General features: G+C 50.2%; 14 protein-coding genes and 1 pseudogene. 13 read left to right on the top strand and 2 right to left on the bottom strand.

The window, feature by feature from the left end:
* Positions 1–232 precede the first annotated feature (232 nt).
* From NSU01_RS21225 to NSU01_RS21170, 12 genes and pseudogenes are all read left to right on the top strand, one after another.
* Positions 233–2,041: a sensor histidine kinase gene (locus NSU01_RS21225; RefSeq protein ID WP_042138233.1), complete on the top strand. Its 1,809-nt coding sequence runs from the start codon at positions 233–235 to the stop codon at positions 2,039–2,041.
* Positions 2,042–3,676 (top strand): response regulator, encoded by a 1,635-nt coding sequence (locus NSU01_RS21220; protein WP_231575160.1) that lies wholly within the window; start codon positions 2,042–2,044, stop codon positions 3,674–3,676.
* A 201-nt stretch (positions 3,677–3,877) separates the two neighbouring features.
* Positions 3,878–5,266 carry a sugar ABC transporter substrate-binding protein gene (locus tag NSU01_RS21215; RefSeq protein ID WP_042138230.1) on the top strand — a complete coding sequence of 463 codons (1,389 nt, stop codon included), beginning with the start codon at positions 3,878–3,880 and terminating at the stop codon, positions 5,264–5,266.
* A 105-nt stretch (positions 5,267–5,371) separates the two neighbouring features.
* A complete protein-coding gene (locus NSU01_RS21210; protein ID WP_042138227.1) occupies positions 5,372–6,274 on the top strand; it encodes a sugar ABC transporter permease in 903 nt (300 codons plus the stop codon).
* A 13-nt stretch (positions 6,275–6,287) separates the two neighbouring features.
* Entirely contained in the window at positions 6,288–7,124 is an 837-nt protein-coding gene (locus NSU01_RS21205; RefSeq protein ID WP_052421923.1) for a carbohydrate ABC transporter permease, read from the top strand.
* A 56-nt stretch (positions 7,125–7,180) separates the two neighbouring features.
* Positions 7,181–8,191 (top strand): glycoside hydrolase family 130 protein, encoded by a 1,011-nt coding sequence (locus tag NSU01_RS21200; RefSeq protein WP_144026020.1) that lies wholly within the window; start codon positions 7,181–7,183, stop codon positions 8,189–8,191.
* 37 nt (positions 8,192–8,228) lie between these two features.
* Positions 8,229–10,187, top strand: a complete 1,959-nt coding sequence (locus NSU01_RS21195; protein ID WP_083705402.1) for a carbohydrate-binding protein — start codon at positions 8,229–8,231, stop codon at positions 10,185–10,187.
* Between the two features lie 546 nt (positions 10,188–10,733).
* Entirely contained in the window at positions 10,734–11,024 is a 291-nt protein-coding gene (locus tag NSU01_RS21190) for a DUF255 domain-containing protein (protein ID WP_083705400.1), read from the top strand.
* An 897-nt stretch (positions 11,025–11,921) separates the two neighbouring features.
* Positions 11,922–12,101: pseudogene (locus NSU01_RS21185) on the top strand (DUF255 domain-containing protein); the annotation flags it as partial.
* 584 nt (positions 12,102–12,685) lie between these two features.
* Positions 12,686–13,093 (top strand): hypothetical protein, encoded by a 408-nt coding sequence (locus NSU01_RS21180; protein WP_042138223.1) that lies wholly within the window; start codon positions 12,686–12,688, stop codon positions 13,091–13,093.
* A gap of 58 nt (positions 13,094–13,151) precedes the next feature.
* Positions 13,152–13,565 (top strand): hypothetical protein, encoded by a 414-nt coding sequence (locus NSU01_RS21175; protein WP_042138221.1) that lies wholly within the window; start codon positions 13,152–13,154, stop codon positions 13,563–13,565.
* A 200-nt stretch (positions 13,566–13,765) separates the two neighbouring features.
* Positions 13,766–15,871 carry a thioredoxin domain-containing protein gene (locus tag NSU01_RS21170; protein WP_076243205.1) on the top strand — a complete coding sequence of 702 codons (2,106 nt, stop codon included), beginning with the start codon at positions 13,766–13,768 and terminating at the stop codon, positions 15,869–15,871.
* A 67-nt stretch (positions 15,872–15,938) separates the two neighbouring features.
* Here the strand turns inward: NSU01_RS21170 and NSU01_RS21165 are convergent, their stop codons facing one another.
* Positions 15,939–16,727, bottom strand: a complete 789-nt coding sequence (locus NSU01_RS21165) for a PaaX family transcriptional regulator C-terminal domain-containing protein (protein WP_042138217.1) — start codon at positions 16,725–16,727, stop codon at positions 15,939–15,941.
* Positions 16,728–16,933: 206 nt separating this feature from the next.
* Between NSU01_RS21165 and NSU01_RS21160 the strand changes: the two genes are divergently transcribed.
* Positions 16,934–17,620: a metal-dependent hydrolase gene (locus NSU01_RS21160; RefSeq protein ID WP_076243204.1), complete on the top strand. Its 687-nt coding sequence runs from the start codon at positions 16,934–16,936 to the stop codon at positions 17,618–17,620.
* 118 nt (positions 17,621–17,738) lie between these two features.
* Here NSU01_RS21160 and NSU01_RS21155 read toward each other — a convergent pair whose 3' ends face one another.
* A complete protein-coding gene (locus tag NSU01_RS21155) occupies positions 17,739–18,548 on the bottom strand; it encodes an alpha/beta hydrolase (RefSeq protein WP_076243203.1) in 810 nt (269 codons plus the stop codon).
* Between the last annotated feature and the right edge of the window lie 116 nt (positions 18,549–18,664).

Below are 18,664 nucleotides of genomic sequence, written 5' to 3'. Positions count from 1 at the left end.
GGTTAAGTAAATAGTCAGTACTCGTCATATGAAAATCTGCCAGTTTAATCAGAATCGCGGTGGGAATATCGTCATCACCATGTTATGCGGAGGGCCCCCTGCCTATTGATAATAAGGGACGGAATCCGCTAAATAATCATGCCCTGTCTTGACGCCGGGCTGGAGCAGCCGTATGGTACAAGTGACAAGAACATACAAACATAGGGAGGTACATGCTCAAGAAGGGGGAACTATGAATACATTCACAGCCTATGCAAGGCAGATCCGGCGGCAGATCGCCAGCAGGTATTACCGGATATCCATCAAGCAGCGGATTCTGTTCTCGTTCATCATGCTGATCACGCTGTCCATCAGTGCGATGGGCAGCTTCTCGTATTGGATCGCCGCGCAGGAGATTGAGGATAATGCTTACGCCAGCAGCCAGGAAACGGTCAGCAAAACTACCCAGCTGCTGGATTCCCGCCTGAATGATGTGGCACTGTCCGTGCAGTCCCTGATGCTGAGCGATGCGTACCGGAAGATGATGATGGATGTGCTCAGCCATGATGTGTCGAATTATTATGTGCATCTGTCGGATCTGCAATATGTGCTCTCACAGGCGACGTTTAATCAACCAATTATCGAGAATGTGCTGATCGTCACGCCGATAGGCGACTTCTACTCCACCACGCAAATCCGCGCGCAGGATAACTCGTTTTACGGCTCGGAATTATATGATCTCAGCAAGGAGCAGCCGGGCGGCTACTGGGCCAAGGGGCATTATGACCGGCTGTTCACGGGCAGCCAGCGGGTCGTCTCCTTCGTGGTCCGGGGAATCTATGAATACCCGTATACTCCGGTCAGCAATGTGTTTATCGTCGTCAATATCCGGGAGAGCCGGATTGACGAACTGCTGAATCAGGGCGGGCAGCAGCCCGGCCGGAATTATTACCTGATGAGCGGGGAGGGGGATGCAGTGGTGGAGTCGCGCTGGCCGTTCCGCGGCAGATTTCCCTGGAAGCCGGTGCTTGCGGAAGGCGGCGTAGCAGCCGAACCGCAGGAGCATACCTACAGCTATGGCGGCAAGGAGTATCTGGTCAATTATAAAAGCTCTGCAGCATCTCCTGACTGGATCATCTCCGGCATGCAGTCGCGCGACCAGCTGCTGGGCAAGCTGGAGAGGGTGCAGCGCATCACCCTGTATGTAATCGGTGTCTTTCTGCTGACTACCTGGCTGATCTCCAATCAGCTGACGTCTGTGCTGCTGAGGCCGCTGTTCAAGCTGCGGCGGCTGATGCGCAGGGTCGAAGAGAACCAGCTTAGTGTAGTTTATGAGAGCCGCTATGAGGATGAGGTCGCCCAGGTCGGCTTTCAGTTCAACCGGATGATGTCGGAGATTAAGGCACTGATTGAGGATGTGAAGTCGAAGGAGGAGGACAAGCGGCATGCGGAGATCCGGGCCCTTACCGCGCAGATGGAGCCGCACTTCCTGTACAATACGCTGAATACGATTTATTGCAAATCGGTATTGGGCGTGAATGAGGATGTGAATGAGATGATCCTGTCATTATCGCAGATGTTCCAGATCGGGCTTAGCGGAGGGAAGGATCTGATTACCCTCGAGGATGAGCTGTCCCATGTGCGGCAGTATTTCTCCATTCAGCAGAAATGCTATGAAGGACTGTTTGAATACAGCATTACGGTTGAGGATGAAGAGCTGCTGTCCTGCCCGCTTCCCAAAATCATCCTGCAGCCGGTTGTGGAGAACAGCATCCAGCACGGGTTCAGTGACCGGTCCGGGGGAGGCCGGATTGACATCACGGTCAGCCGGGAGCTGGAGATGCTGCATATTACTATTACCGACAACGGGCGGGGGCTCGATGCCGGGAAGGTTAGGCAGGGAATGAGCAGCGCCCCGCAGTCCAAGAAGGGCTACGCCCTGTTCAACATCAGACATCGCCTGGCGCTCTACTACGGAGAGGAAGCCCTCATGGAAGTGGACGGAGAACCGGGCAAGGGGTCGCAGACGGAGCTGTGGATTCCGTTAAGAGAGGAGCGATAGATGATGGACCAGAAGCTGGAGCCGGGAAGGTTCAAGTTATGTATCATCGACGATATTAAAAGTGTGGTGGAGATGATCTCTCGCAAGCCGGCGTGGCAGGAGCACGGTATTGAGGTCGCCGGCACGGCGCTCGACGGTGAAGAGGGGCTGCGGATCATCCGCGAGACCCGGCCCGATATTGTGCTGACCGATATCCGGATGCCGAGAATGGACGGGCTGAAGATGACCCGGGCGATACTGGAAGATCTGCCGGACTGCAAGATTATTATCCTTAGCGCTTACTCGGAATTCGCTTACGCTCAGGAAGCCATCCGGCTGGGGGCGCTCGATTTCGTGAAGAAGCCTTTTTCGCTGGATGAGATTGTGAATGTGGTGCTGAAGGCCAAGGAGCTGTGCCGGGAAGAACGGCAGGAGACTGCCAGACTGGCGGTGATGGAGTCCAAAATCAGGGAGAGCCTGCCCATCCTCCGCCAGGAGTATCTGACCTTCCTGCTGCATCACCAGACGACAGAGGCGGATGCCCGGTCCAGGTGGGCATATCTCGATATCCCGCTTGCGCAACATGACTTCTTCGTGTTTGTCGCAGAGATCGATCATTTCGCCGAGAAGCTTCAGGGCCAGCCTGTGCAGGAGGTGGAGCTGCTGCGGTTCAGCCTGCACAATATTCTCGAAGAGACGATTTCCGCCTGGACCCGCGGTGTGATTATCCGTGAGGCTACAGACCGGTATGTCTGCATCATGAACGGCTCGGCCCCGGATACCGCTGCGCTGATTACGGAAGCCTGCTGCACGAATGTAAGCCAATTCTCCCGTAATACACTCTCTATTGGCGTGGGGCCTGGTGTATCAGCGATTCATGAGCTGGCTACCGCCTACAGGCAGGCGCTGAGCGCTCTGGGTTATCATTTCTATACCGGAGGCAACGGTGTATATCATTACGGCAATATCGAGAATAAGCCGCTCTCGCTTCACAGCTATTCCGCCGCCGCCGAGCAGGAGCTGCTGTTTGCCCTGCGTTCCGGCAATTCCGGCAAAAGCCTGCAGGTGCTGGACCAGCTGTTCTCGGAGCTGCTGGACAGCGAGCTTTTGCCTGAGCCAAGGTATGTCGAAAGCGTCGGCTATGAGCTGAGCTCCAAGATCTGCCGGGTTCTGCTTGAGCAGTTTCCCTATGAGCAGGTGGAGCCGCTGGAGCGCGGAATTGAGGCAATGAAGAACCGGGTGCATCCTTCCCTTCTGGATATCCGGAGCCTGCTGTCCGGGCTGTGCCGGGAGGCCTGCGCGCTGGTGGAGGAAGCCCGTTCCCTGGAATCCACGCGGATTATCCATCAGGCGATCGCTTATATCCGGAGTCATCTGGATACGGGGCTGTCACTGGAGCAGGTCGCGAAGCAGATTAACCTCAGCCCAGGATATTTCTCCAACCTGTTTAAGAAGGTGCAAGGGGGTTCCTTTCAGCAATACGTGATGCATGAGAAGATGGAGAAGGCCAAGGCGATGCTGATCGGCGGCCTGCAGGTACAGGAGATTGCCCAGGATCTCGGCTACGAGCACAGGCGCTATTTCAGCGAGGTGTTCAAGAAGTATACAGGAATGACCCCGTCGGAGTTTAAGCTGCATTACCTTGGAAAAGAATAAAGAAGGACAAGGGAGGGGCTTCCGCCAAGCGGAGAGTCACTCCCTTTTGTATGATGGGCAGCTTCCGCCCGGCAGTGTGCCGGCAACTCCCGCAGAAACCTGCCCTCAATGTGGGCTTACCCGCCTTATGTGAAAGCGTTACCCATTCTATAATCAGGTTGTAAGTTAAATTCAGCAGCGATAAATAAGGGGGCACTACCAATGATGAAGCGTACGCTAATGACATCAATGAGCCTGGTTCTGGCACTTGGCCTGGCAGCCTGCGGCAACGGTAACAGTGGCGGCGGCAATGCAGCAGAAGGCTCAGGAGATGCAGCGACAGGCGGTTCAGGGGAAAAAACCAAAATCAGCTACTGGACGGGCGACCGCCATGACGCCGATTTCGTGAAAGAGAAGGTGGCCGAGTTCAACAGGGCCAATACGGACGGTATTGAGGTGGAGCTGGTCGTCAAGGGCGATGACTTCGATACCGCACTGGATCTGTCCTTCCAGACCTCGGATGCCCCGGATGTGATCCGGGTGAAGGAGAACACCATCCAGACGTTCTACAAGAAGGGCTTTCTCGCGCCCATTGATGAATTCCTCACCGATGAGCTGAAGGCGAAGTTCCCGGCCATGCCGGATCTGAATGAATTTGACGGCAAACGTTACAGCCTGCCGAACTACGGAACGACGATGCGCCTGGTGTACAACAAGGACCTGTTCGCCAAAGCGGGCGTCGAGAATCCGCCAACCACGTTGCAGGAGCTGGTGGATACAGCCAAAAAGCTGACCGAAGCGGGTAAAGCTGACGGCGCTTACGGCTTTGCACTGAATTTCAAGAGTCCCTCCAGTGCATTCGCACGTTCGGCACGGGTCATTGCGGAAATGAGCGGTTATGGCGGCTTCGGGTATGACTTCAAGACTGCCCGCTACGATTTCAGCGGCCTCGAGCCGATTATTAATGCCTTCAAGCAGATCAAGGATGACGGCAGCATGCTTCCGGGTGTGGAATCGTTGGATATCGATCCGCTGCGGGCCCAATTTGCCGAAGGCAAGATCGGAATGTATATCTCCTACTCCTCTGAGCCTGGTGTGTATAAGAACCAGTTCCCGGCCAAGATCGACTGGGCTGCGGCTCCGGCACCTACAATTGACGGCATGGTGAAGGGCGCTTCCGGCTTCCTCGGCGGCCAATGGCTGAGTCTCAGCTCGAAATCGGAGAATAAGGAAGCGGCCTGGAAGTTCATGCAGTTCATGTACGGGGATCAGGTGCTGACGGATTATCAGGAGAAAGGCTTCGGCATCTCCATGGTTCCATCCATCAGTGCGGTTGCCGCAACACCGGATGTCAACGGCATCGAAGGCTTCCTTCCCAATAAAAATGACGGGGTATGGCCGATCTATCCGGCGGTTGCACCGGAGGGCATGAAGTCGGATGACGCCTTCTTCAAATATATGCTCAATGGCGGCGATCTGAAGGCGGTCATCGCGGATTTGAACAAGCGTTATAATGCTGCGCTGGACAGCGCTATTGCCAATGACGGAATCAAGGCTGAGCCGGATGCAGGCTTTGATCCGGCCGGCCTGGGCGGCAAGTTCGCCAAGTAACCGGAAGGCGAAACATAGAGAAACAGGTCAGATGACGGGGATGGGGAAGCTGCGTTCTCCACCCCTCTGCTCTGACCGTAAGGGAAAGGAGCCGGAAGAAATCAGATGAATAAAACAAAAAATTCCTTATTCTCATACAGCTTTATCTTTCCAAGTGCCCTTCTGACCATTGTGCTCGGAATCTACCCGATTGCCTGGGCGTTCCGCTACATGTTCTATGACTATAAGGGTTATGGAACGGCCCGGTTTACCGGTCTGGACAATTTCAGCCGCATTCTGAAGGATACCCAATTCTGGGATTCGGTGGTGAATACCTTTGTCTATGCAGGCGGCAAGCTGTTGATCACGATTCCGCTGGCTCTGCTGCTGGCCGCAATCCTGAACCGGGGGCTGCGGGGCAGACAGCTGCTGCGGGGGATTTTTTTCATGCCGACCGTCATCAGTACAGCCGTTATGGCTGTCGTTTTTTTTACCATTTTCAACTCGTATAACGGGATTCTCAATCAGTTCCTGATCAAACTCGGTCTAAGCAATTCCGGGATTGACTGGCTGGGTCCGAAGTATGCCATGCTCACCGTCATTCTGGTTGCGGCCTGGGGCGCGGTCGGGAACTATATGCTGCTCTTCCTCGCCGGTCTGCAGAATATTCCTGAGGATGTGTATGAAGCCTCTGCCCTGGACGGGGCAAGCAAAATCCAGCAGTTCCGCTACGTGACGCTGCCGATGCTCGGACCTGTCATGCAGATGGTTATTATGCTGGCGATCATTACAGCCCTGAAGGGCTACGAGAGCATTATGGTTCTGACCGAAGGCGGTCCGGTAGGCAAGACGGAAGTAATGTTCCTGTATTTATACAAATTATTCTTTCCTGTAGGCGGGGGGAGTGCCGGAGTTCAGGTACAGGAGTTCGGATATGGAAGTGCGGTCGCCTTTGTGTCCGCGATAATCGTCGGGATCATATCACTCATTTATTTCTACGCCTCCCGGCGGATGAATCAGACCGATTGAGGAGAGACGCGAGATGAGAATAAGAACCATACTGGGCAACACTGTACTGTGGATTTTTCTGCTGGCCTTTGCTTTTATCACCCTGATTCCGGTCGTCATCACCGTGCTGGGCTCCTTCAAAACGAATGCCGAGCTGACCACCGGAGCGACCTTCCTGCCAAGCAGCTGGCACTTCTCTAACTATGCTGAAGCCTGGACACAGGCGAATTTCTCCAAATATACGCTGAACAGCCTGATTATTTCACTGTCAGCGGTAGTAGGCACTTTACTGGTTTCTTCCATGGCAGCTTATGTGGTGGACCGGATGGACTTTTTCGGCAAAAAAATATATATCGGCCTGCAATCCTTCACCATGTTCGTGGCCGTGGGGGCGGTGGTGCTGCGTCCGCAATTCGATCTGATGGTTAAGCTTCATCTGCACAGCAGCCTCTGGGGCGTAATTCTGATCCTGATCTCCGCACACGCGTCGATATTCTTCATTCTGTTCAGCTTCATGAAGGGAATTCCCCGGGAGCTGGACGAGGCGGCGCTGATCGACGGCAGTTCGCTCGGCCGGACCTTCTGGCGGATTATTCTGCCGCTGCTCGGACCCGGACTCGGCGTAGGTGCGCTGTTCACCTTCCGCGGTGCGTGGAATGAATATCTGCTGCCGCTCGTGTTCACGATGACGAAGCCGGAGCTGCAGACGCTGACTGTCGGGCTGGCGAACCTGAAATACGGGATTTCGGCCGCTTCCCAGACCCACTATATGATGGCGGGCGCCTGCTTGTCCATTCTGCCGATTCTCGTGGCCTATCTGTTCGCCAACAAATCCTTCATGCAGATGACGGCCGGTTCACTCAAAGGGTAACGGTCCGGCCCTGCGCAACCCATATTCCATATTTAACATTCAAGGAGGTACACCCCATGACTCAACACGCTCCGGCAATTCTGCAATCTGCCCCGTTCATCCGGCGGTATCCGGGCAATCCTGTGCTGGATGCAACGAAGGTTCCTTACCCCACCGCACTGGTATTCAATGCCGGTGTAACGAAATTTAACGGTAAGTATGTGATGATCTTCCGTAATGATTACGGCTCACTGGTCGATCAGACGCTTGAGCCGCACCACACCACGGATCTCGGCATTGCTTACAGTGACGACGGACTGAGCTGGACCGCCGGCCCGAAGCCAGTGTTCAAAATGCATGACGAGGAAATTATCCGCGCCTACGACCCGCGCCTGACCGTGATCGGCGGCCGTTGTTATATGTGTTTTGCCGTGGATACGCACCATGGCATTCGCGGCGGAATTGCCGTTACCGATGATCTGGAACACTTCGAGGTGCTCAGCCTGTCTACACCGGACCTGCGCAATATGGTACTGTTTCCCGAGTTGATCGGCGGCAAGTATGTCCGGCTGGAGCGTCCCTTCACGGTATACAGCCGCGGCGGCCGGGACCGCTTCGATGCCTGGATCTCCGAGTCGCCGGACCTGAAGCATTGGGGCAACTCCAGCCTGCTGCTCGCCGTAGAGCAGGTGCCGTTTGCCAATGACAAGGTTGGCCCGGCCGCACCTCCGGTCCGGACGGATAAGGGCTGGCTGACCACCTTCCATGCGGTGGATGTGGACCCGGCCAGAGGCAAGCAAGGTTGGGAGGACACATGGAAGAAGCGCTATACCGCCGGAATTATGCTGCTGGATCTGGAGGACCCCCGCAAGGTGATCGGCATGAGCAAGCAGCCGCTGCTGGCACCGGAGACAGACTATGAGATTGGCGGGGGCTTCCGAAATCATGTGATTTTTCCGGGAGGAATGATTCTGGAGGAAGACGGCGAGGTCAAGATCTACTACGGCTCTGCGGATACGGTGGAATGTCTGGCAACGGCCCATGTGGACGATCTGCTCCGGCTCTGTCTGGAGCCGGAGCATAGATAAGAGTGTTTTCTAAAAAATATGAAAGGGGTGTTTATTTATGCTAAAAAAGTTAAACTTATTAAGTTTAATTGTTTGTATGCTCGCCAGTCTTTTAGCTGTCGTTCCTTTGACAGCAAGTGCAGCGGGTACAATTGTAAGTTATCCGTTACCGTCGATCTATACCACGACCAATCAATACACGGTAACAGCAAACTCTACCAATATACCGGTAATCGACACTTCGGAGGTATTTGTAAACTATAATTATTGTAATTTCTCTTTTTCAGGTACGACTACAATCACAATTACAGCAAGCGAGCCAATCAATACCTATAATATTTCTCCCAAAGCTTTGGGAATCACTGCAGCCAAGAGCGGAAATACACTTACCTTTACACTTTCATCACCAACCTATCTTATCGTTAAAATCAATAACCTGAAAGATCTGGTGATTGCGGCAGATGCTCTTGAAACCAATGTTCCGGCTTCATCCGGTACAGGGATATACAATGTTAAAACCGGGTACGGTGCCGACAGTACCGGTGCCACTTTGGCTACAACTGCCATACAAAACGCCATTAATGCGGCTAACGCAGCAGGCGGCGGTATAGTATACGTTCCAGCCGGCGTGTACAAGAGTGGTAACATTGTTCTAAAAAGCAACGTTTCGGTTTATCTGGAGGGTGGTTCTGTGATAAGGGGTTCAGGAAATCCAAGCGATTACACTACCCATTTCCATAAGAATTCTCTGAATAAGGATGGAACCTGGTTTATTTATACCGAAACCAATGCAAACAATATTAAGATATACGGCAGGGGGACGATTGACGGCAATGGCCATTATATGAGAAATACAAACAATTTTTTGAACAATATTCTTGTGCCCTTGCAGTGCAGCAACTTCACGGTTGACGGCATAACCATCAGAGACAGTGGTGGCTGGGCTACAATCGTTACAAGATCTAATAACGTAACCTTCCAGAATACCAAGCACTTCAACAACAATGAACTTGATTATGAGAATGATGCAATAGACATTCAAGAGAGCCAGAATGTACTCATTAAGCACACTGTAGCAGTATCGGAGGATGACACCTACTCATTTAAGACCTGGGATGTAGCCACTACGGATATCGCTGCAAACTGGCCTGGAACTCCTGAAAACCAGTCAAATGTAGTGGTGGATGATGCTTTGGCCTGGAGCAGATGTGGAGCATTCAAGGTCGGAGATGGAGTGAAACAGCTTCAGGATGGCATCGTTGTTAAAAACTCTTATGTATACCGGTGCTGGCGCGCTTTAGCGGTAGGTCATCTTTATGGGACTCCAGCAGCACAAAACATCATATTTGATAATATAGACGTAGAAGGCTTCTGGCCAAGATCCGGTGTTCACTCCAGATGGTTTGATCTTTCTGCAAAAACCGGTCCGATCAAAAATGTGGTTTATAATAATATCAATTTACGCGCTTTGGGTGAAGTTTCAATAATGAAGGGTTGGAGTGACACATCTACGGTCTCCGGAGTGACATTAAACAATGTTCGCGTCGGTGGAGTTGCGGTAAATAATTTGGCAGATTTGAAAATAACAGATACGAACAGCTATGCTGCAGAGCCCAAATTCAACACATTGAAATTTGAAGCGGAAGGCTATAACCTTAGTTCAGGTGTTATGTCCTATGAGTCAAGCACGGACGGCGGGCTGGATGTGGGTGGAGGCAGTAATGGCGACTATATAGCATTTAAAAATGTAGACTTTGGCAGTACAGCTAAAACAAGTATTGATATGAAGGTTGCATCCGCTAATTCCGGCGGAAGGATCGAATTCCACTTGGATAGCCCTACAGGCACTATGCTGGGATCTTGGACGGCCGAAAGCACAGGCGGATGGCAGACATGGTCCCTCAAGAATATCCCGCTTAATGCCGGGACAGCGGTAGGAACTCATACGGTATATGTTACTTTTGTGAAGTCAGATTCAACCACAGTTGCAAATTTAACTTGGTTCCAGTTCAAATAGACCAACTAACACAAAAAACAGCAAGTCTCCTAAGTGAAGTGAAATAGGGACTTGCTGTTTGAGGTTTCAATTAATTCTTAAAGCTATGAATTGGAGCTGGGATTCGTCCGCACGATTAACGAAGTTCGAGCAGTTGAAGCCGTTTACTGCAGAGAATAAATGGACAGCATAGTCGATATGCTTAGAGCCATACGTTCAAGATACCATTTAACAGTTCAGTTGGGACAGATAAATGTTTTTCGCAATTATGATTTGGCAAAGTGGTTTGATGAGATTAGAGATTTATTGCAATAGAAATGAAAAAATCTACAAATAGAAATTCCGAAAAGATAAAGGATAAGAACCGTTTAATTGCTCTAACTAAAGATACATTCGATATGGTTTGGTCATTTGATGGGACAAGTCTTCCTGAGCATGTGTGTAGATATAAATTAGGTATTTATTACGAAGTACCTTTTTTCCTTTACCTGCGCCTTCCCTCACTTTTTTGGGTAAACTAACCGTAGACAACACTTTACCCAAATTATCCGAAATGAGGGACGCCCCGTGACAACTCACAAATCTTCCAATAGATTAGCCAACGAAAAATCACCCTATCTCCTACAGCACGCCCACAATCCCGTGGACTGGTATCCATGGGGAGACGAGGCCTTTGCCAAGGCGCAGGGCGAGAAAAAGCCGATCTTCTTATCTGTCGGCTATTCGACCTGTCATTGGTGTCAGGTCGGTGAATTCCACTTGTTTAATCTCAACGTTTTTGTCACACCCCTGAGTCAGATTCCTGTTAAATTCCAAGTCTATCGAATTAACTTGCTGAATTCGCATTTCATTTGTTGATAAACTATGCTATAGGTTTTCTAAGCGTTTTTGATAGGAAAGCGTATAACAAAACGATGAAGGATATATTTTCATAGTGGCAAATGGGGCTTTAATATACTTCAAAATATGATAAATTCCATAGATATGGAGTATTTGAAGATGATGTTTATTTACATATCGGGATGATGAGAACACACTTGCTCGGCTGGTAGAACGTTTGCATGGCATGCATGAGGCCGTCGGTTCGATCCCGATTTAAAATTGTTTGAGTGTACGATGTATAAGAAGCTTGAAGTCTGTGCAAGATATTTTTGACGGTGTGAAGAGAGGTGTGGTTCCGTTGGACCATTCGGTGCTAGGGCTACAAGAGGAATTTAACTAATCACTAAGTCAACTGAAAGCGAGGGGTTGTGTCGCAGAGCATCTCTGAACACACACGCCTAGTAGCATTCCTTTAAAACGGAAAGTGAACAAGCGGTGCCCAAGTATTTCTAATGATGTGAAGTGTGCCTTTTAAAGATACTCGAACGATCAAACACCGTCGAAGGGAGCCTGTAAAAGGGCTCCTTTTTCTATTGCTTAAACGCAACAATCCATTCCGAAAATGTTATGGTTTTAAAGAGGCTGTCCCAAAGTAGGGAGCACGTTAATTTCTGTAACGGAACCTGATCGAGGTGGAGTAAACCTATCTCTTAATGCTAGAATTACAGCTAACGAATTAACCTCACTGAAAGATTATGTATTTTAAAGTCTATTCAAAGAGCAAGGGTTGTCATAGGTCCTGATTAAGTTTCGGTAGTTGAGTCAAGCAATACTTTATAAAAAAGACACTAACGAGGTTAGTGTCTTTTTGTTCACCAATGGGTAATAATGAAAATGGCAACATACGTGCTCAAGGAGGCTACATGAATAGAGATAAAAGAAGGCCAAAAGCCAAATCGACTAATAAACGAAAAATCACCCTATCTACTGCAACACGCCCACAACCCCGTGGACTGGTTCTCTTGGGGAGAAGAGGCTTTTGCTAAGGCGCAAGCCGAGAACAAGCCGATTTTCCTTTCAGTTGGATACAGCACATGTCATTGGTGTCATGTCGGTGAATTCCACTAGTTTAATCTCTACGTTTTCGTCCCACCCCGAAGTTGCTTCCTGTTTTGTTCTGATTAGGTCTGTTTTCACTAATCTCTTGCTGTACTTGAATTCATATAGTTTTAAACTAGATATGCACCACTATAAATTATCTCTCAGTCTATCAAGTTGACTTGCTGAATTCGTATTTCAGTTGTTTGAATGGTGAAACTCCTATAGCACTTATATCGCTCGATAAAGTGAAATTTGAAGCGATACGAATAAAGAAGTTTGTCCCAGTATATGGTATTATTTAGTTTGATGAAACCGACCCTGTTCAATTTGTCGAAGAAGATACACCATTTCGTTAGAACTTCACAGAGGGACTTATTGCAACTTCATATGGGTAGAACTTCTGTAGACTTGGGATGGTATCAAGAGTGTAGAATCGAAGAGAACTACTTGTTGGTACTTATTAAAGATGATATTTGGGTATGCCCAATTTTTAGTCTTGAATCAAGGGATAACAGTTATCATTCATGAAATCGTAAAACTTTACTAAACATTATTACATAAATGAAAGCAAGATCTCATTGAATGGAGGACATATAATGAATGGCGACTTCATTTTCAATATGGATTATGAAAGGAGGGACAGGTTACTAGGAATCACTGGAGAGTGGATTGCAAAAAGGGGCACAGGAAGTGTCCGACGCTTTGAGTTTATTGACGTAAGAGTCTTAAAGCAACTAATTGAAAACAACTATATTGACCCACTTGAAGCCCATAATAGTTCTCCTAGTGTAGAAAAAATGTTTAACTTCATGGCTACATACCCCAATGTATTGACTAAAGGCTATGCCACCAGCCCATTGCGTAAAGATTATAGAGTGACATTAGATACGCTTTTTGTACCCAAAGAACATGTAACAAGGACATTGAAACACGATTTTGTTGCGTTCTGTACTAAAACTGATGAGTGTGAAATGGAAGGGGATTTATATGCTTGGTGGGACTAAGCCAAAGAACAGATAAGAGAGCAATTTCATTCACCGATTGAAAAATGGAGCATGAACAATGACCGTAGATAGAACTGATGAATTATTGCGTATACACGGATTAATCCCAAAGCAAAGTGATATAGATGATATTCGCAAGTTGTTGCTTATTGAACTGGACAATCAGGAGTCCGAAGACAATGAGTATATAAAGACGTTATGTATTCAATTGTTTATTCTTGGTCAAGTAGAGGATAGTTTGTTAATTTGGAAGGCGAAAAAGAAAAACTTCGATTCATTTATTTATATTGATGTTCAATTGCTTTGTGGGGCAGGACTAGAGCAAACCAAAATCTTTCTGGAAAATACAATAACTATTGATGCCCTGGATGAAATTGCATATTTGAAAAAGGCAGAACTAACAAGGGATTTTGTTGAATTCAGTAGAGATAACCTAATAAATTTTTACAAAGGATACTATGGAATAAGTTGAAAAATCATAAAGAGTGTTAAGTCGCTGAATTAATCAATCACCACTTGAGAACAACGCCTTCTGTTCAAACCAATTTAAAGAACCCTCTTCTTAAGAAGTTACATTTTTTCTCTCCCTTGCGACTTTCCCCACCCATTTGGGTAAAATACCCCTAAGCTTTATTTTACAAACAATCCTACAACGAAACGAGGTGATGTCCCATGACTACTCATAAAGTACCCAATAGATTAGCCAATGAAAAATCCCCATATCTACTCCAACACGCCCACAACCCCGTGGACTGGTATCCATGGGGAGAGGAGGCTTTCGCCAAAGCGCAAGCCGAGAACAAGCCGATTTTCCTTTCAGTCGGCTATTCGACCTGTCATTGGTGTCACGTAATGGAACGCGAATCCTTCGAGGATTCAGAAGTCGCGCAGCTCCTTAACGATAACTACGTAGCCATCAAAGTCGACCGCGAGGAGCGGCCGGATATTGATGCGCTGTATATGTCGGTGTGTCAGGCGCTGACGGGGAGCGGGGGATGGCCGCTGACGGTGCTGCTGACGCCGGAAAAGAAGCCGTTCTATGCCGGGACGTATTTCCCGAAGCGGCAGATGTTTGGCCGGATCGGATTGATGGATGTGCTGGAGCAGATCCACACGAAGTGGGAGCAGGACGGGGAGGCGCTCAATAAGCTGGGCGATGACCTGCTTGAAGAGCTGCATACACTTGACCGTAAGAATGCATATAACTCGGCTGATGTAGACGGCGGTATCCCGGGCGATGAGCTGCTGCATGAGGCGTATGAGCTGTACCGGCGCCAGTTCGACGAGGAATATGGCGGGTTCGGCAATGCGCCGAAGTTCCCTTCGCCGCATAATTTGTCCTTCCTGCTGGCGTACAGCCAGCTGCACAATCAGCCGGAAGCGCTCCGCATGGTGGAGAAGACGCTGGAGTCGATGTACCGGGGCGGCATGTACGACCATGTGGGCTTCGGGTTCTCGCGGTATTCTACGGACCGGGAATGGCTGGTTCCGCATTTTGAGAAAATGCTCTATGATAACGCACTTCTGGCGAACGTCTATCTGGAGGCCTTCCAGATTACCGGGAAACCGCTGTATGCGGAGATTGCCGAGCAGATATTCACCTATGTCCTGCGCGATATGACTTCTCCCGAAGGCGCTTTCTACTCTGCGGAGGATGCGGATTCGGAAGGCGTGGAGGGGAAGTTCTACGTCTTCTCCCGTGATGAGATCGAGGAAGCCCTGGGACTGGAAGACATGCATTCATATTGCCATGTCTACGGGATTACCCCGGAAGGCAACTTCGAGGGTGCCAATATTCCGAATCTGCTTCAGGGACTGCCGGAAGAAATGGCGGAACGCCTGGGCATGAACCCGCTGGGCCTGCGGACCCGGATGGAGGAATGGCGCGGGAAGCTGTATGAGTACCGGGAGCAGCGCATTCATCCGCTCAAGGATGACAAGGTGCTTACTTCGTGGAACGGGCTGATGATCGCGGCGCTGGCTCAAGGAGCCAAAGCGCTGCAAAAGCCTGAATATGCCAAGGCCGCCGAAGCGGCAGCAAACTTCATCTGGGACAAGCTGCGGCGCGAGGATGGCAGGCTGCTGGCACGTTACCGTGACGGGGAGTCAGCGATTCCCGCTTATGTGGATGATTATGCCTTCCTGATCTGGGGACTCAGCGAACTATATGAAGCTACGGGTCAGGCGGTCTATCTGGAACGCGCTCTGATTCTTAAGGATGGACTGCTGGAGCTGTTCTACGATTCCGAAGGCGGCGGCTTCTTCTTCACCGGCCATGACGGGGAAGAACTGCCTATCCGCTCGAAGGAATTGTATGACGGGGCTATTCCATCCGGGAATTCGGTAGCGGCGAAGCTGCTCTGGAAGCTGTCGGTGATTGCCCAGGACGTGGAGCTCAAAGGCATCGCCGAGCGTACCGCTGCGGTGCTCTCCTCTGCAGCAGCGGAGTATCCGCCGGGTTATGCGATGTATTTGCAGGCCCATCTGGCGATGACCTCGGGCGGCAGGGAATGGGTGCTCTCCGGCAAAAAAGAGGACCCGGCGCTGCACGGCATGCTGGCTCAGGTTCAGCAGGCCTATCTGCCTGACGCTGCGCTGATCGTCAACTGGGAAGGGGATAGCGAAGGCATTCTCCGCCTCCTGCCGCATCTGGCGGACAAACCGGCGGTCCGCGGCGATGCGACGGCCTATGTGTGCCGGAATTTTGCCTGCCGTGCGCCGGTTACGAATATGGAGGCGGTCCGGGAGCTTTTGGCCTCCGGCAATCGCGAGGGTTAGTATATAACACAAAGAGCAGCCTGCGGTTTGGGCTGCTCTTTGTGTTAAGTATCCTTCCAAGATCATCTTATCTGACGAAAGGGGCATAGAAAGAATCCGCAGGAATTGCCTGTGCGGCTCTACGCATATGCTTGTTCATTGCGGCGATAATCACTTTACCCGGCCAATGGTCCGGCAGCAGCTCATCCGGGAGATACGGGTCGGCCATAAACAGCCCGCTTAATTCCTCACCCATCTGCAAATATAGCAGGAATAGCTGTAGAGGCTGCCCCGCCTGAAGTGCCTCGTGCAAAGATGGAACGAATTCTTCCTGCAGCCAGTCCGATTTCTTCTGATATAAGGCTTCGATTTCATCCAGCTGCCAGATCGCTTGTGCTTTCTGTGGCGTAATGGAGCCTTCCTGGAATTGGCCTTGCAGGATGGACACCTTGCCTTCCAGCTCCAGCTTTTGGATATATGCTGCGACTTCATCGCGATAGTTCCATGGTGAAATGTACACACTGTTATATAGAAGACCATAGCCCAGCTGGCCGAGCGCCGTACGGAACTGGTCGCGCTTCTTGCGTTCAGACTCAGGAACCTCCAGCATGACCACATCCCAGGTGTGATCCCACTTTTCCTGATACCGGGCGGGCTTGCTGTTAATCGCCTTAATGTAGGCGAGGCCCTCGGCGGTGACGCTGTACCAGGAGCGTGACGGGGAAGCGATATAGCCCTCTTTTTTCAGACGGGACAGGGCATTGCGGATATAGGTGGAGGTGTACCCCCTTTGCTCGTAAATCTCAACAAACTGCTGGGCGCCCATCTGCTCCACCTTGGACAACAGGAACAGCATGGTTTTCTCAACGGACAGCAATGTTCTTCACACCTCTCTTGACAGCTGGCAGAAATGAATATATCATAAAAACTAACGAACGTATTATAATTTGTTATATTGTAAAAATTCAGTAGCATGTCTGGCTTCAGAGCAGCTTGGTGTCATTGTAACGTAAACTTTGGGTTTTTGCACGATTCAATCCCTGAAGACCCATTGAAATTAACAGCGAAGAGGAGAGAAAATCAATGAAAATTATCTACCATGGCCATTCCTGTGTTCAAATCGAGGTAAACGGCAAATCGCTGATTATCGATCCTTTCATTAGCGGCAATGCTGCAGCAGTGACAAAGGTTGAAGATATTAAGACGGATGCGGTGCTGCTGACTCATGCCCATATGGATCACATTCTGGATGCCGCGCCGATTGCCAAAAGTAATAATGTTCCGATTGTAGCTAATGTGGAGTTAGCCTCTTACCTGGAGGGGAAGGGCGCCCAGACGATTGGCATGAACATCGGGGGGACGGTGGATCTTGGTTTTGCCAAAGCGACGATGATCCATGCCTTCCACACCTCCAGCATTACACTCGAAGATGGACAGAGGATCTACGGGGGGACGCCTGCGGGCTTCATTATTGAAGCTGAGGGCCGCACCATTCTGCATGCAGGGGACACCGGGCTGTTCGGAGACCTGAAGATGTTCGGGGAGCTGTACGAGATTGATCTGGCCATTCTGCCGATCGGCGGACATTTCACGATGGGGCCTGAGCATGCACTCATCGCCGCTAAGTGGCTGGGAGCGAGACATGTACTTCCGGTACACTACAATACCTTCCCGCCGATCCGTCAGGATGCGGGTGCATTCGTTCAGGCGCTGGAAGAAGCGGGAATCAGAGGCTCGGCGCTTGCCTATGGTGAGACGCTGGAGCTGTAAGTTTGTATACAGAAGGATTAAGGATGAACTAACTGATACGTGATTTAAAATGTAAAATGACTAAACAGCCGTTTTTTTGCTTCCGCAAAGAAACGGCTGTGGTTATATGGCGGATGATTTACTTGGCGAACCGGGACAGCTCCAGGTTGAATTTGTCGCGTTCGTCATAGAATAATCCGTGTCCGCTATTCTCGAAGGGGATCAGTACCGAATTACGGATTCCTTGATGCTGTGCCTCGGCCAGCGGGAAGAAGCACACCTGATCATGAACACCGTGCAGAATCAGCGTAGGCACCTGTATCCGGGGGAAGTCATTAAACAACTCTTCCTCCAGCCAAGCCTTGGAGACAGCGATGGTCGACCAGCTTGCGGCCTCAAGCCCTAACTGGAAGAACCAGTCTGAGAACGGCTGGGATACTTTTTGATAGAAGAAGATTTCGCCGAAATCATACAGCATCTTGGGCCGGTCATCGTAGGTAGACTGAATGATCTGCTCGATAGCTTCTCTGGTCGTTCCGTAAGGGAAGCCCGGCCGCTGAATCAGACTGGGGGCTGCCGAAGCGAATAGCGCAAGCTTGGAGACACCATATCCCTGGTGCCGGGCCATATACCGGATGGCTACGGCTCCGCCGGTTGAATGTCCGCCGAGTGTAATATCCTGCAGTCCGAGTGCCCCGATCACGCAGCGGATATCATCAGCTAAGCGGTTATAATCGTACCGGCCCAGCGGTTTATCCGAATTGCCGAATCCCCGCATGTCCATCCCGATGCAACGGTAGCCCATAGGCACCAGCTGGTTGTACTGATATTCGAACATCTGGTGGTTAGCAGGCCAGCCATGGACGAAGAGAATCGTTCTGCTGCCCAGCGGGTTGATATCATTAACATAAATCTTCACGTTCGGTTCGACTCTGATCCAATGTTCCATATAGCTTCCCTCATTTATCCGTTGTATGGTTTAATTGGTTTATATTATTCAGGTATCTGAGGAAAGTGCCTAGAATACAAGCAATTGGATTGACAGCAGCTGCATAATGACAAGCG

Origin of the sequence: Paenibacillus sp. FSL H8-0259 (assembly GCF_037963255.1) — a bacterium.
GTDB lineage: Bacteria > Bacillota > Bacilli > Paenibacillales > Paenibacillaceae > Paenibacillus_AQ > Paenibacillus_AQ phytohabitans.
This window is presented reverse-complemented; position numbering and strand designations above follow the sequence as displayed.

Coding starts and splice junctions, on each gene's coding strand:
- NSU01_RS21225 (WP_042138233.1), top strand. CDS start 233: ATGAATACATTCACAGCCTATGCAAGGCAGATCCGGCGGCAGATCGCC.
- NSU01_RS21220 (WP_231575160.1), top strand. CDS start 2,042: ATGATGGACCAGAAGCTGGAGCCGGGAAGGTTCAAGTTATGTATCATC.
- NSU01_RS21215 (WP_042138230.1), top strand. CDS start 3,878: ATGATGAAGCGTACGCTAATGACATCAATGAGCCTGGTTCTGGCACTT.
- NSU01_RS21210 (WP_042138227.1), top strand. CDS start 5,372: ATGAATAAAACAAAAAATTCCTTATTCTCATACAGCTTTATCTTTCCA.
- NSU01_RS21205 (WP_052421923.1), top strand. CDS start 6,288: ATGAGAATAAGAACCATACTGGGCAACACTGTACTGTGGATTTTTCTG.
- NSU01_RS21200 (WP_144026020.1), top strand. CDS start 7,181: ATGACTCAACACGCTCCGGCAATTCTGCAATCTGCCCCGTTCATCCGG.
- NSU01_RS21195 (WP_083705402.1), top strand. CDS start 8,229: ATGCTAAAAAAGTTAAACTTATTAAGTTTAATTGTTTGTATGCTCGCC.
- NSU01_RS21180 (WP_042138223.1), top strand. CDS start 12,686: ATGAATGGCGACTTCATTTTCAATATGGATTATGAAAGGAGGGACAGG.
- NSU01_RS21175 (WP_042138221.1), top strand. CDS start 13,152: ATGACCGTAGATAGAACTGATGAATTATTGCGTATACACGGATTAATC.
- NSU01_RS21170 (WP_076243205.1), top strand. CDS start 13,766: ATGACTACTCATAAAGTACCCAATAGATTAGCCAATGAAAAATCCCCA.
- NSU01_RS21160 (WP_076243204.1), top strand. CDS start 16,934: ATGAAAATTATCTACCATGGCCATTCCTGTGTTCAAATCGAGGTAAAC.
- NSU01_RS21155 (WP_076243203.1), bottom strand. CDS start 18,548: ATGGAACATTGGATCAGAGTCGAACCGAACGTGAAGATTTATGTTAAT.